This window comes from Micromonospora sp. NPDC005979, from assembly GCF_040614415.1.
GTDB lineage: Bacteria > Actinomycetota > Actinomycetes > Mycobacteriales > Micromonosporaceae > Micromonospora.
On record NZ_JBEXUR010000009.1, the window covers coordinates 246,959 to 259,526 of the forward strand.

13 protein-coding genes are annotated in these 12,568 nt (G+C 72.1%); 3 read left to right on the plus strand and 10 right to left on the minus strand.

All coding sequences use genetic code 11. The features are described 5' to 3' along the window. Positions 1 to 353: 353 nt before the first annotated feature. Both ABZ272_RS17725 and lysS read right to left on the minus strand, forming a co-directional pair. On the minus strand, positions 354 to 698 hold the full coding sequence (locus ABZ272_RS17725; RefSeq protein ID WP_355051005.1) for an Lsr2 family protein: 345 nt from the start codon (positions 696 to 698) through the stop codon (positions 354 to 356). A gap of 112 nt (positions 699 to 810) precedes the next feature. Beyond that, the gene (gene lysS / locus ABZ272_RS17730) at positions 811 to 2,319 is read right to left on the minus strand and encodes a lysine--tRNA ligase (RefSeq protein ID WP_355051006.1); all 1,509 of its coding nucleotides are present in this window, start codon (positions 2,317 to 2,319) and stop codon (positions 811 to 813) included. An 87-nt stretch (positions 2,320 to 2,406) separates the two neighbouring features. Here lysS and ABZ272_RS17735 point away from each other — a divergent pair, with 87 nt between their 5' ends. Continuing rightward, positions 2,407 to 3,147 (plus strand): class I SAM-dependent methyltransferase, encoded by a 741-nt coding sequence (locus ABZ272_RS17735; RefSeq protein WP_355051007.1) that lies wholly within the window; start codon positions 2,407 to 2,409, stop codon positions 3,145 to 3,147. A gap of 5 nt (positions 3,148 to 3,152) precedes the next feature. Here ABZ272_RS17735 and ABZ272_RS17740 read toward each other — a convergent pair whose 3' ends face one another. The 8 genes from ABZ272_RS17740 to ABZ272_RS17775 all read right to left on the minus strand — a co-directional run bounded on the left by ABZ272_RS17740 (position 3,153) and on the right by ABZ272_RS17775 (position 10,590). Further along, on the minus strand, positions 3,153 to 3,911 hold the full coding sequence (locus ABZ272_RS17740) for a type III pantothenate kinase (protein ID WP_355051008.1): 759 nt from the start codon (positions 3,909 to 3,911) through the stop codon (positions 3,153 to 3,155). 17 nt (positions 3,912 to 3,928) lie between these two features. Then, positions 3,929 to 4,825, minus strand: coding sequence for a carboxylating nicotinate-nucleotide diphosphorylase (gene nadC / locus ABZ272_RS17745; protein ID WP_355051009.1), 897 nt, complete (start codon positions 4,823 to 4,825; stop codon positions 3,929 to 3,931). Next, positions 4,822 to 6,516: an L-aspartate oxidase gene (locus ABZ272_RS17750; RefSeq protein WP_355051010.1), complete on the minus strand. Its 1,695-nt coding sequence runs from the start codon at positions 6,514 to 6,516 to the stop codon at positions 4,822 to 4,824. The genes nadC and ABZ272_RS17750 overlap by 4 nt, the downstream gene beginning before the upstream one ends. Positions 6,517 to 6,594: 78 nt before the next feature. Further along, positions 6,595 to 7,491 carry a septum formation family protein gene (locus ABZ272_RS17755; protein WP_355051011.1) on the minus strand — a complete coding sequence of 299 codons (897 nt, stop codon included), beginning with the start codon at positions 7,489 to 7,491 and terminating at the stop codon, positions 6,595 to 6,597. Between the two features lie 96 nt (positions 7,492 to 7,587). Continuing rightward, entirely contained in the window at positions 7,588 to 8,016 is a 429-nt protein-coding gene (gene panD, locus ABZ272_RS17760) for an aspartate 1-decarboxylase (protein ID WP_355051012.1), read from the minus strand. A gap of 43 nt (positions 8,017 to 8,059) precedes the next feature. Next, positions 8,060 to 8,908, minus strand: coding sequence for a pantoate--beta-alanine ligase (panC, locus tag ABZ272_RS17765; RefSeq protein WP_355051013.1), 849 nt, complete (start codon positions 8,906 to 8,908; stop codon positions 8,060 to 8,062). Further along, entirely contained in the window at positions 8,905 to 9,879 is a 975-nt protein-coding gene (locus ABZ272_RS17770) for a Rossmann-like and DUF2520 domain-containing protein (RefSeq protein ID WP_355051014.1), read from the minus strand. Before ABZ272_RS17770 ends, panC begins: the two co-directional genes overlap by 4 nt. A gap of 135 nt (positions 9,880 to 10,014) precedes the next feature. Then, positions 10,015 to 10,590 carry a TetR family transcriptional regulator gene (locus ABZ272_RS17775; protein ID WP_355051015.1) on the minus strand — a complete coding sequence of 192 codons (576 nt, stop codon included), beginning with the start codon at positions 10,588 to 10,590 and terminating at the stop codon, positions 10,015 to 10,017. A 120-nt stretch (positions 10,591 to 10,710) separates the two neighbouring features. Between ABZ272_RS17775 and ABZ272_RS17780 the strand changes: the two genes are divergently transcribed. Together ABZ272_RS17780 and ABZ272_RS17785 are read left to right on the plus strand one after the other, a co-directional pair. Then, positions 10,711 to 11,622, plus strand: coding sequence for an SDR family oxidoreductase (locus ABZ272_RS17780; protein WP_355051016.1), 912 nt, complete (start codon positions 10,711 to 10,713; stop codon positions 11,620 to 11,622). 94 nt (positions 11,623 to 11,716) lie between these two features. After that, positions 11,717 to 12,568, plus strand: an 852-nt coding sequence (locus ABZ272_RS17785; RefSeq protein WP_355051017.1) for an SAM-dependent methyltransferase, incomplete at its 3' end; no start/stop codon positions are given.

The window sequence follows — 12,568 nt, forward strand, 5'->3', positions numbered from 1 at the left end:
TCCACGTCGTTTTGCACAACCGTCCGCGCTCAGGAGGTGTTCCGGTACCCCTGTCGCTACGCGTAGAGCGAAATCCGGTCGGCCACGGAGAAGCCCTCCGCCGCCTCCGGAGAGGCCCAGAAGGGCCCGAAGAGGGCCAGCGGGGGTCACGACGGTCATCCACAGGTTGTGGGAAACTTCTCCACCGCCTGTGGACAACGTCGCCCGGTCCGCCCGACATTCCCGCCCGCGACCCGGCCACCGCACGCGGCTCCGACGGGTATGCAAAGACGGCGACGCCGGCCCGGAGAGTGCTCCGGCCCGGCGTCGGTGTCGCCCCACGGTGGCCGTCGCCACCGCTGCGCTGAACGAGATCAGCGCTTGGCGTGGAACTCGTCGACGATCTCCTGCGGAATACGACCGCGGTCCGAGATGTCCTTGCCGGCCTTCTTGGCCCAGTCCCGGATCGCCTTGTTCTGCTCCCGGTCGGCGGTGGCGCCACCGCGACCGCGGGCGGCCCGCCCACCGATCACCACGCCACCGCGACCAACCTTGGTGCCGGCACCGACGTACGGCGCGAATACGTCGCGCAATTTCGCGGCGTTGGCGCCGGACAGGTCGATCTCGTACTGAACGCCGTCGAGCGCGAACTTGACGGTCTCGTCCGCGTCCCCGCCGTCCAGGTCATCGACCAGCTTGTGAATGATCTGCTTGGCCACGTCCCACATTCCTTTCGAGCAGGGCGCTCCTGCTAATGAGAGCACAATAACCCCCGTGCTGCTCGCCCCGTCAATAGGATGCCGTTACGACTCGCAGGGAGTCGGCGGACGACTACTCCGGGCGGACCAACGGGAAGAGGATCGTTTCCCGAATTCCGAGGCCGGTGAGGGCCATCAACAGGCGGTCGATTCCCATTCCCATACCCCCGGCGGGAGGCATTCCGTACTCCATGGCCCGGAGAAAGTCCTCGTCGAGACGCATCGCCTCGTCGTCGCCGCGGGCCGCGAGCTGCGCCTGGGCGACCAGCCGTTCCCGCTGCACCACGGGGTCGACCAGCTCGGAGTACCCGGTACCCAGCTCGAAACCGAGGACGTAGAGGTCCCACTTCTCGGCGAGTCCCGGCTCACTGCGGTGCCCCCGGGTGAGCGGGCTGGTCTCCTCCGGGTAGTCGCGCACGAAGGTCGGCGCCTGCAGGCCGGGGACGACCAGCTCCTCGAACAGCTCCTCGGCCAGCTTGCCCGGGCCCCACTTCGGGTCCACGGCCAATCCCACCTTGTCCGCGTACTCGACCAGCCGAGCGCGTTCGGTACGGACCGTGACCTCCTCACCGAGCGCTTCGGAAAGGACCCCGAACAGGGACACCGATCGCCACTCGCCGCCCAGGTCGAACTCCCGCCCGTCGGCGTGGGTCACCACCGTCGAGCCGCCCACCGCGATCGCCGCCTGTTGCACGAGATTGCGGGTCAACTCGCCGATCGTGTCGTAGTCGCCGTACGCCTGGTAGGTCTCCAGCATCGCGAACTCCGGCGAGTGCGAAGAGTCGACACCCTCATTACGGAAGTTGCGGTTGATCTCGAAGACGCGATCCACGCCACCGACGACGGCGCGCTTCAAAAACAGTTCCGGAGCGATTCGAAGATACAGATCGGTGCTCAACGCATTGCTGTGGGTCACGAACGGTCGGGCCGTCGCACCCCCATGCAGGAGTTGCAGCATCGGAGTTTCCACCTCGATGAAACCCTGACCGTGCAGAGAATCGCGCAGGCTCCGTACCGCCGCCGCGCGGGTACGGACCATCTGCCGGGCCTGCGGGCGGACGATCAGGTCCACGTAGCGCTGCCGGACCCGCGCCTCCTCGGAGAGCGGCTTGTGCGCCACCGGCAACGGCCGCAGCGCCTTGGCGGTCATCTCCCAGCGCTGCGCCAGCACCGACAGCTCGCCCCGGCGGCTGGTGATCACCTCGCCGGTCACGCCGACGTGGTCACCCAGGTCGACGAGGCGCTTCCAGGCCTCCAGCCGCTCCGCGCCGACCCGGTCGAGGGAGAGCATGGCCTGCAACTCCGTGCCGTCGCCGTCCCGCAGGGTCGCGAAGCAGAGCTTCCCCGTGTTGCGCACGAAGATCACCCGGCCGGTGACCGAGACCTCGTCGCCGGTGGCGGTGTCGGTGGGCAGCTCGGCGTAGCGGGTACGGATCTCCGCCAGCGTGGTGGTCCGCGGGAAACCGACCGGGTAGGGCTCGACGCCCTCGGCGAGCATCCGGTCCCGCTTCTCCCGGCGGACCTTCATCTGCTCGGGAAGGTCGTCGGCGGGGTCCACTGGCACGGCGTTCTGCTCGCTCACGGCACGCTTCCTCGTCACGGGAGATACAGGGGGTCAGGCCCGAGCGTACTCAAGCGTTCCGGGGGCCGTTACCGGATACTGCCCGTCATGGTCGATCCCACTCACGCCCTCTCCTTCGGTGCCGCGGCGAGCGATTACGACCGGTTCCGACCCACCTATCCCGCCGCGGCGCTCCGGTGGGCCCTCGACGGCCTGGGCGAGGGCGGGCAGGTTGTCGACCTGGGGGCCGGCACCGGCATCCTGACGCGCGCCGTGCAGGCTCTGGGCTTTCACGTCGTACCCGTGGAGCCTGATCCGGGGATGCGGACGCAACTCGCGGTCTCCACGCCGGGCACGACGGCGCTGGCGGGCAGCGCGGAGGCCGTGCCGCTGCCCGACGGCGTGGCGGGCGCGGTGCTGGTCGGGACGGCGTACCACTGGTTCGACCGGGAGCCCGCGCACGGCGAGATCGCCCGGGTGCTGCGCCCCGGCGGCATCTTCGCCCCCATCTGGAACATCCGGGACGACAGCGTCGAATGGGTGGCAGAGCTCGGCAGGATCGCCCACCTCGACGACAAGTCGGCCGAGCTGGTCCAGACCAACAGCGACTTCGGACCCGGGTTCACGGCCGTCGAGGCGCGCGAGTTCGGACACCGCACGGTCCTCACCCCGGACGAGGTGCTGGGCATGATCCGCACCCGTTCGTACTGGCTCACCGCCTCGGCCGACGATCAGCGGCGGGTCGCGCGCGAGCTGGCCGACCTGCTGGACACCCACCCCGCCCTGGCCGGCCGGGAAACCGTCGAGCTGCCGTACCGGACGTTGGTCCTGCGCGCCCGACGCCGCTGACCCCGTCAGAGGTTGCGCTCGTAGACCATCCGCAGGCCGATCAGCGTGATCATCGGCTCGTGGTGGGTGATGCTGCGGCACTCGTTGATCACCAGGGCGGCGAGGCCACCGGTGGCGATCACCGCCCTGACCTCGCCCAACTCCTCGGTCATCCGCTCGACGATCCGGTCCACCTGCCCGGCGAAGCCGAAGTACAGGCCGGACTGGAGGCACTCCACGGTGTTCTTGCCGATCACCGACCGGGGTTTGGTGGCCTCGACCTTGCGGAGCTGGGCGGCGCGGGCCGCGAGCGCGTCGAAGGAGATCTCGATGCCCGGGGCGAACGCCCCACCGAGGAACTCGCCACGACCGCTGATCACGTCGAAGTTGGTGGTGGTGCCGAAGTCCACGACGATCGACGGTCCGCCGTAGAGCGTGTACGCGGCCAGGGTGTTCACCACCCGGTCGGCGCCCACCTCCTTCGGGTTGTCGATCGCCAACTGCACCCCGGTGCGCACACCCGGCTCGACGATGACGCTCGGCAGGTCAGCGTAGTAGCGGCCGAGCATGGTCCGCAGCGAGCGCAGCGCCGCGGGCACCGTGGAGCAGGCGGCCACCCCGGTGATCTCGACGTTGTCCCCGGCGAGCAGGCCCCGGAACATCAGGCCCAGCTCGTCCGCCGTCGAACGGGCATCGGTCTTGATCCGCCAGGAGTGCACCAGCTTGTCGCCCTCGAAGGTCGCCAGCACGGTGTTGGTGTTTCCGATGTCGATGCAGAGCAGCACGGTCGAAGCCTAGACAACTAATTCGTGCGCAGGTCCAGCGCGATGTCCAGGATCGGCGACGAGTGCGTCAACGCGCCCACCGAGAGGAAGTCGACGCCGGTGGCCGCGTAGCGGGCCGCCACCTCCAGGGTCAGCCCGCCGGTGGCCTCCAGCTCCGCCCGGTCGCCCACCGCGGCCACCGCCTCGGCCAGCAACTCCGGAGTCATGTTGTCGCAGAGCAGGAAGTCGGCCCCCGCCTCCACCGCCTCCACGGCCTCGGCGACGGTGGTCACCTCGACCTGCACCGGCACCTCCGGGAACGACTCCCGGACCCGCCGGTACGCCGCCGTGATGCCCCCGGCCGCCAGCTTGTGGTTGTCCTTGATCATGGCCACGTCGTAGAGGCCCATCCGCTTGTTGGTGCCGCCGCCGGCCCGCACCGCGTACTTCTCCAGCGCCCGCAGGCCCGGCGTCGTCTTGCGGGTGTCCAGCACTATCGCCTTCGTGCCGGCCAGCGCGTCCGCCCAGGCCCGGGTGTGGGTGGCCACCCCGGACATCCGGCAGAGCAGGTTCAGCGCCGTCCGCTCCGCCGTCAGCAGCAACCGGGTGGGGCCGGCCACCGACGCCAGCACGTCGCCGCGGGCCACCCGCTCGCCGTCGCGGGCCGACATCGACACCTCGACGGTACGACCGAAGCCCGTCACCTCGCTGACCAGCTCGAACACGGCGGCGGCCACCGCCAGCCCGGCCACCACGCCGTCGGCGCGGGCCACCAGGTCGGCGGTGTCGGTCTGCTCGGCCGGAATGGTCGCCACACTTGTGACGTCCAGGAAATCCGGCCCCAGATCCTCGACCAACGCGGTCTCGACCACCCGACGTACCTGTTCCGGGTCCAGTCCGGCCGCCCGCAGCGCCGCCCGAGTCGACTCGATCATGAATTTGCCTCCCACTGCTGCGTCACCGCGCCCTGTGCCCCGACCGACCCGACGAGGTGGCCCCGCCACCGCTCGTCGGCCGTCGGGAAGTCCTCCCGCCAGTGGCACCCCCGCGTCTCGGCGCGCGCGTACGCCGCCGTGACGAGCGTCGACGCCACCGTGAGCAGGTTCGTCGCCTCCCAGTCGGCGGTCCGGGGTCGACCCCGCGCCGCGCCCAGCTCGGTGAGCGTCGCAGCCGTCCCGGCCAGTGTCGTGGCCGAACGCAGCACCCCGGCGCCACGCGTCATCGCCCGCTGCAACGTCGGCGTCGCCCCGGCCGGCACCACCCAACCCGCGCCCCCGCGCCACGCGCCGACGTCCGCCGGCTGCGCCTGCTCGGGCAGGCCGGCCGCGATGTCGTCGGCGATCCGCCGGGAGAACACCAGCCCCTCCAGCAGCGAGTTGCTGGCCAACCGGTTCGCGCCGTGCACGCCCGTACAGGCGACCTCGCCGCAGGCGTACAGACCGGGGATCGATGTGCGGCCCCGCAGGTCGGTGCGGACCCCGCCGGAGGCGTAGTGGGCGGCCGGGGCGACCGGGATGAGGTCGGTGGCCGGGTCCACGCCGATCGCCAGGCAGGACGCCACGATGGTCGGGAAGCGCGCGGCCAGGAAGTCGCCGCCGAGGTGCCGGGCGTCGAGGAAGACATGGTCCGCGCCGCTGGCCAGCAGCACGCGGTGGATGCCCTTGGCCACCACGTCCCGGGGGGCCAGCTCGGCCAGCTCGTGCTGGCCCACCATGAACCGCTTGCCGTCGGCGTCCACCAGGTACGCGCCCTCGCCGCGCAGCGCCTCGCTGACGAGCGGCTGCTGCGCGTGCCCGGCACCGGGCACCCCGACGCCGGAGGGGGTGATCAGCGCGGTCGGATGGAACTGGACGAACTCGACGTCGGTCACCGCCGCGCCGGCCCGCAGCGCCAGCGCCACCCCGTCGCCCGTGGAGACGGCCGGGTTGGTGGTGGCCGCGAAGACCTGCCCCATTCCACCGGTGGCCAGCACCACCGCCCGGGCCAGCAACGCGCCCACGCCGTCCTCGCTGCCCTCACCGAGCACGTGCAGGGTGATCCCGCAGGCCGGGCCGAGGCCGTCCGGGCCGTCGCCGGGGGCGCGCAGCAGGTCCAGCACGAGGGCGTGTTCGACCAGCCGGATCCACGGGTCGCGTTGCACCGCGGCGTGCAGGGCTCGCTGCACCTCGGCGCCCGTCGCGTCGCCGCCGGCGTGCACGATCCGGTCCGCCCGGTGCCCACCCTCGCGGGTCAACATCAGCGAGCCGTCCGGATGGCGGTCGAACTCGGCGCCGATCCTCATCAGCTCCCGCAGCCGGGTCGGCCCCTCCTCGACGAGGACCCGGACGGCCGCCGGATCGCAGAGCCCCACACCGGCGATCTCGGTGTCCCGCGCGTGCGCCTCCGGTGTGTCCGCGGGGTCGAGCACCGCCGCGATCCCGCCCTGCGCCCACCGGGTCGAACCGTCATCGATGTTGACCTTGGTGACGACGGTGACGTGCAGGCCCGCCTCCCGCAGGTGCAACGCGGCGGTCAGCCCCGCCACCCCGGACCCGACCACGATCACGTCGGTGGTCTCCACCCAGCCGGGCTCGGGCGCGGCCAGCAGTCTGGGCAGGGCCGGCAGGTCGACGGTCGGAAGGTCCATCCCACCAGTCAACCCGAACGATCCTCGCCCGGGGCGGCGGGGGCTCAACGAGTGGTTTGGGCTACCCCGTCCGGCCGCTCACTTCGTCCGCACCGGCAGGCCGGCCGGGCCCGCGCCCTTCAACGACGCGGTGACCGTACGGTCGCTCAACCACAGGTAGCAGCGGACCCCTCGGTCGCCGACGCGCCAGCGCCCCGCTCCGGGCGGACGCACCACCACCCCGCTGCGGAACCGCAGGTCGGAGTCGTCCGGCACGCCCACGTAACGCCCGAGGACGCTGCGGCAGCCGGTGTAGAGGGGCGCCCAGTCGGCGTTCTTGGCCGGGTACGGCTTGTCCGGCGCGCGCCACACCCCGACGAACTCGGCGTCGTGGCGACCGGCGCAGTCCACCGGGACCAGCGTCTGCACGTCCCGGCCCGCCCCGCCACGGGTCTGCTGACAGCCCAACCGCAGCCCGCTGTTGCCCTTCAACGCGTTCCGCAGGCTGCCCGAGCGGACCACCACCGTGGCCGCCGTCTCGACCGTGGTCAGCTCGGTGACGTCGCACCGGTACCAGCGGGCGCCGGCCGTCCAACCCGGCCCGGAGGGCAGCGCCACCGACAACCGCAGACGCCCGGCCCGCCAGTCGTCGCCGACATACGCGGAGGCCCGGGTGTCGCACTCGGCGAACGCGCCGCGCAACTCCACCGAGCCGGTGGCCGGCGCGGCGGGCCGTTCGGTGGGGAACGCCCCCACGTGCACGGTCTCCACCCGGTGCGGGCCGGCGCAGTCGATCGGCTGGTAGGCGGCCAACGTGACCACCTCGACGAAGTCGGCGGCCTGGCACACCCCGACCGCCGGCGTGAACGCCGTGGCCGGCGGCAGCGACGCCCAGTCGTCGGTCAGGTCGCCGTCGAGCCCACCGGAGCTGGCACAGCCCATCAGCAACACTGCCGTGACGGCAGTGGCGAACAGGGTCGTCATGGCACGGCGCATCGCGGCCTCCCCCAGCCACCTACCGGCTTCCGCCAGCGTGCCCAGGGTAACCGGAAATGACCTTCCGGTGACAGACCGGAATCGCCGCGCGCGAGATCAGACTCCGGACACCGCGAACGGGTTGGGTACCGGGTCACCGGCCGTGCCCGGCGCTGCCGTCGCCGGGTCGACGCCCAGCTCGACCACCCGGTTGTCGGCGTCCACGTGCACCACCCGCGGCCGGTACGACCGGGCCTCGGCGTCGTCCATCTGCGCGTACGAGATCAGGATGACCAGGTCACCGGGGTGTACGAGATGCGCGGCGGCACCGTTGATGCCGATCACGCCGCTGCCCCGCGCACCCGGGATCACGTACGTCTCCAGCCGGGCGCCGTTGGTGATGTCCACGATCGCGACCTGCTCGCCGGGAAGCAGGTCGGCGGCGTCGAGCAGGTCCTCGTCCACCGTCACCGAACCGACGTAGTGCAGGTCGGCCTGGGTCACCGTGGCGCGGTGGATCTTCGACTTGAGCATGGTCCGCAGCATCGGACTGGCCTTTCGGAAAGGGGTGGTGGGGGTACGGCCGAGGTCAGGGACGAGGAGCGAGGTGGATCGCCGCGTTGTCGATCAACCGGGTGGTGCCCACCCAGGCGGCGATCACCAGGCGGGCCGGCCCGGACACCGGCCCGGGCTCCAGCTCGGGATCGGTGAGCACCAGGTAGTCGAGCTGGGCCCCGGGCGTACCGGCGCCGAACGCGGCGTGCGCGGCGGTCAGCACCTCGCCCGCGTCCAGGCCGTCGTCGGCGGCCCGGGCCCCCGCCCGCAGCGCGGCGGAGAGGCTGAGCGCCGCCGCGCGCTCGGGCTCGCTCAGGTACCGGTTGCGGCTGGACAGCGCCAGCCCGTCCGGCTCCCGGACCGTCGGTACGCCGATCACCTCGACCGGGACGTCCAGGTCCCGGGTCATCCGCCGGACCAGGGTGAGCTGCTGGTAGTCCTTCTCGCCGAAGAACGCCAGGTGGGGGCGCGTGAGCTGAAGCAGCTTCAGGACCACCGTGAGGACGCCGTGGAAGAAGCCGGGACGGCTCGCGCCCTCCAACTCGGCGCCGAGCGGCCCCGGGTCCAGCCGCACCCGGGGCTGGCCGTCCGGATACATGTCCGCCACCGAGGGTGCGAAGACCAGGTCGGCGCCGGCCCGCCGGCACACCTCCAGGTCGGCCTCGAGCGTGCGCGGATAGCGGTCGAAGTCCTCGTTCGGCCCGAACTGCAACGGGTTCACGAAGATCGTCACCAGGACGTGGTCGGCCTGTTCCCGGGCCGCGCGCAGCAGCGTCTCGTGCCCCTCGTGCAGGGCGCCCATGGTCATCACCACGCCGACGGTGCCCTTCAGCGCGCCCCGGGCCTCGTCCAGCTCGGCACGGGTGTGCACCACCTGCGTCATGCCGCCACCTCCCGATCCGTCCCGGCGAGCACCCCGAGCAGCGACTGCGCGTCCACCGGTCGTAGCCGGCCGGCCGCGATCGCCCGGTCGGCCGTACGCCGGGCCAGCGCCAGGTAGGCGGGGACCGACTCCGGCGCGGTGGCGGTCAGCCGGGCCAGGTGCCGCTCGACCGTGCCCGCGTCGCCCCGGGACACCGGACCGGTCAGCGCGTCGTCGCCGAGGCGTAGCGCGTTCTCCAGGGCGGCCCGCAGCAGCGGGGCGAGCACCTTCTCCGGACGGGCCACCCCGGCGTCACGCAGCCGGTCGGTCGCCTCGTTCACCAGGGTCACCAGGTGGTTCGCACCGTGCGCGAGCGCGGCGTGGTACAGCGGGCGGTCCGCCTCGGCCACCCACTCGGGGACGCCGCCCAGGTCGGTGACGAGCCGGGCGGCCAGCGGACGCAGGTCGGCCGGGGCCGTGACCCCGTACGAGATTGCGTCGAGACGGGCCAGGTCGTCCGGCGTACCGGTGAAGGTCATTGCGGGGTGCAGGGCCAGCGGCCGGACGCCGAGCGCGGCGGCCGGCGCCAGCACGGCCAGACCGTGCGCGCCGGAGGTGTGCGCGACCACCTGACCCGGGTGCAGGGCGCCCCGCTGGGCGAGATCGGTGACCACCTCGGCCAGCGCGTCGTCCGGCACGGCGATCAGCAGCAGGTCGGCGGCGGCGCGGGCGACGGAGGTGACCGGGCGGCGGGGCACGTCGGGCAACAGCAGCGCGAGGCGGGCGCGACTGGCCCCGGATTCACCGGCGACGGCGGCCACGTGGTGCCCGGCGGCGGCGAGCGCCGCGCCCAGCACGGCTCCGACGCGGCCCGCGCCGACGACACCGACGGTGAGTGGGCGGGAGGTGGCGCGGGCGCCGGTGTCGGCGCGATCCCACGACCCGGCGGGCCCGTGTGGGGCGGCCGGACGCGGGCGCAACGGTGCGCTCATGACGACGATCCAGTCCTCGAGAAGGGGTACCGGTCGATCGCAAGTATGCGCCCGGCTCGCCGAACCGGGACAAGCATGTGTGAAAACCTTCACCGCTCCCCGGGCACCGACCCCGGCGCGGAGATCTTCCAAGATCTACTGATGCGAGCCCACGGGTGACGTGATCGCGCGCAGCTCGGCGGCCACCTCGGCGATCAGGTCGCTGAGCGAGGCGTCGCTGCCGGGCGCGATCCAGCGGGCGTACGCGACCCGGAAGACCATGGCACCCGACTCGGTGGCCAGGGTGGCCGTGGTCTCGGCGAAACCCTTGGCGCGGAGGGCGGCGGTGACAGCGGCCACCAGCGAATCCGTCTTGCGTAGTTCGCGCTCCCGCAGCTCCGGACTGCTCTCGATGATGGCCTGTCGGGCCCGGACGAATTCCAGACGGCCGACGAAGACCTCCTCGGCGGCCCGGCCGAAGGCCGCCACCACGGCGTCGAACGGGCCGGCATCCGACTCTGCCACCGCCTTGACCAGCACCTCTTCCAGGTGCCCGCTGCCGCTGAACAGGGCCTCGCGTTTGTCGCCGAAGAGTCGGTAGAAGGTGCGCTTGTCGAGACCGGCCCGCTCGGCGATGTCGGCGACGGTGGTCTGGTCGAAGCCGCGCTCCCGGAACAGCTCGAAGGCGGCCGCCTGCAGGCGGCCACGCGCGTCGGGTTGCCAGCGAGCCATGCCCCCGATGGTATCCGATGTCACATTGCGACATTGCCGCCCTCGGTGATGTCGCGCGATGACATCAGGCGCGGTACGGTGATGTCGCAATGTGACATCGGCACTCGCGAAGGACACCCCATGCGCGTATTCGTCACCGGCGCCTCCGGCCACCTCGGCTCGGCGGTCGTGCCGGAACTGCTCTCCGCCGGGCACCACGTCGTCGGCCTGGCCCGCTCGGACAGCTCCGCCGCCGCCATCGAGAAGCTCGGTGGCGAGGCCCGCCGGGGCGACCTGTCCGACCTCGACGTGCTCCGCGACGAGGCGGCCGCCTCCGACGGAGTGATCCACCTGGCGTTCCGCCACGACCTCATGCTCGACGGCGACCTCGCCGGCGCGGCCTCGGTCGACCTGGACGCCCTCACGGCACTCGCCGACGGCCTGGCCGACTCCGGTAAGCCCCTGGTCGGCACGGGTGGCACCGCCATGCTGGTCATGGGCGGCATCGTCGGTCGCCCCGGCACCGAGCGGGACACCTTCCCGAGCGGCGGCTACCGGATCGACGCGGAGAACCTCGTGGTCGGCCTCGCCTCCCGTGGAGTGCGCTCCTGCGTCGTCCGCCTCGCGCCCACGGTGCACAGCTCACTCGACCGGTACGGCTTCATCGCCGCCATCATCGCGAGCGCCCGACAGCACGGGTACGCCGCGTACGTCGGCGACGGGGCCAACCGATGGCCGGCCGTACACACCCTGGACGCGGCCGTGCTGTACCGACTCGCCCTGGAGAAGGCGCCGGCCGGCGCACGCCTGCACGGCGCCGCCGATGAAGAAGTCTCCTTCCGGCAGCTCGCCGAGACGATCGGCCGCAACCTCGACATCCCGGTCCGGAGCATCGACGCCGACGAGGCGGGCGAGTACTTCGGCTTCCTCGAGCGATTCGCGCAGATGGACAACCCGACCTCGTCCGCCGTCACCCGCGACCTGCTCGGCTGGACCCCGACCCACCCCGGCCTGATCGCCGACCTCGACGAGGGGCACTACTTCCGGGCGTGAACCCGCAGGGCCGTGCGACCGGGATCGGAGGCCGGCACCGGACCGGTGGCCGTAGGGTCGGCACGGTGACGTCCTCCGCACTCCGCACTCGCTGATGCCGATCCCGTGGCGGGACGCGATGAACCAGGCCCTCTACGGGCCGGACGGCTTCTTCGTGGCCGGCACCGGACCGGCCGACCACTTCCGGACCAGCGTGCACGCCTCCCCCGCCTTCGCCACCGCGCTGCTGCGCCTGCTCGCGCAGGTCGACGCGGCCCTGGGCCATCCGTCGCGGCTGGACGTGGTCGACGTCGGGGCTGGGCGGGGGGAACTGCTGCTGGCCCTGCGCCGCCTTCTCGCCTCCACCGACGCCGCCGGACTCGCGGTGGGGGTTTCCGGGGAGCCCGCCCACTCCGGGCGGTCAGGCTTGATCCCTGCGTGGTCGGGCTCCCCGGAAACCCTGACTCCTGCGGCCGCCGTCCGTCGGTCACCCCACGAGCCGTCGTTGGTCGCCGATCGTCCGTCGCTGGCGGAACGAGTCCGCTTCACCGCCGTCGAGTACGCCGACCGGCCGGAGAACCTTCCCGAGGACATTGACTGGACCGCCGAGGTCCCCGACGGAATCACCGGTTTGTTGATCGCCACGGAGTGGTTGGACAACGTGCCGTTGGACGTGGCGGTGCAGACCTCCGATGGCTGGCGGTACCTACTGGTCGAACCCTCGACCGGCGTGGAGACGGTCGGCGAGTCGGTCAACCCTGCTGATCTTGAATGGCTGGCCAACTGGTGGCCCGGTCCCGCGAGCCCACGTGGTGCGGACCGTGACCTGATTGGTGGTTCAACCTCGACCGACGTGACAGGCGCAAGCGGGTCGGGTTTCGGGGCAGCCCGGCCGGCGCAGGGATCAAGCCTGACCGCCCGGAGCGTACGCGGGCACGTTCGCGCTGTTGTACCGCGCCACGTGGGG

What these genes read in the sequence shown, in the direction of transcription:
- ABZ272_RS17735 (WP_355051007.1), top strand. Translation starts at nt 2,407, where the DNA reads ATGGTCGATCCCACTCACGCCCTCTCCTTCGGTGCCGCGGCGAGCGAT.
- nadC (WP_355051009.1), bottom strand. Translation starts at nt 4,825, where the DNA reads ATGATCGAGTCGACTCGGGCGGCGCTGCGGGCGGCCGGACTGGACCCG.
- ABZ272_RS17750 (WP_355051010.1), bottom strand. Translation starts at nt 6,516, where the DNA reads ATGGACCTTCCGACCGTCGACCTGCCGGCCCTGCCCAGACTGCTGGCC.
- ABZ272_RS17755 (WP_355051011.1), bottom strand. Translation starts at nt 7,491, where the DNA reads ATGCGCCGTGCCATGACGACCCTGTTCGCCACTGCCGTCACGGCAGTG.
- panD (WP_355051012.1), bottom strand. Translation starts at nt 8,016, where the DNA reads ATGCTGCGGACCATGCTCAAGTCGAAGATCCACCGCGCCACGGTGACC.
- panC (WP_355051013.1), bottom strand. Translation starts at nt 8,908, where the DNA reads ATGACGCAGGTGGTGCACACCCGTGCCGAGCTGGACGAGGCCCGGGGC.
- ABZ272_RS17770 (WP_355051014.1), bottom strand. Translation starts at nt 9,879, where the DNA reads ATGAGCGCACCGTTGCGCCCGCGTCCGGCCGCCCCACACGGGCCCGCC.
- ABZ272_RS17775 (WP_355051015.1), bottom strand. Translation starts at nt 10,590, where the DNA reads ATGGCTCGCTGGCAACCCGACGCGCGTGGCCGCCTGCAGGCGGCCGCC.
- ABZ272_RS17780 (WP_355051016.1), top strand. Translation starts at nt 10,711, where the DNA reads ATGCGCGTATTCGTCACCGGCGCCTCCGGCCACCTCGGCTCGGCGGTC.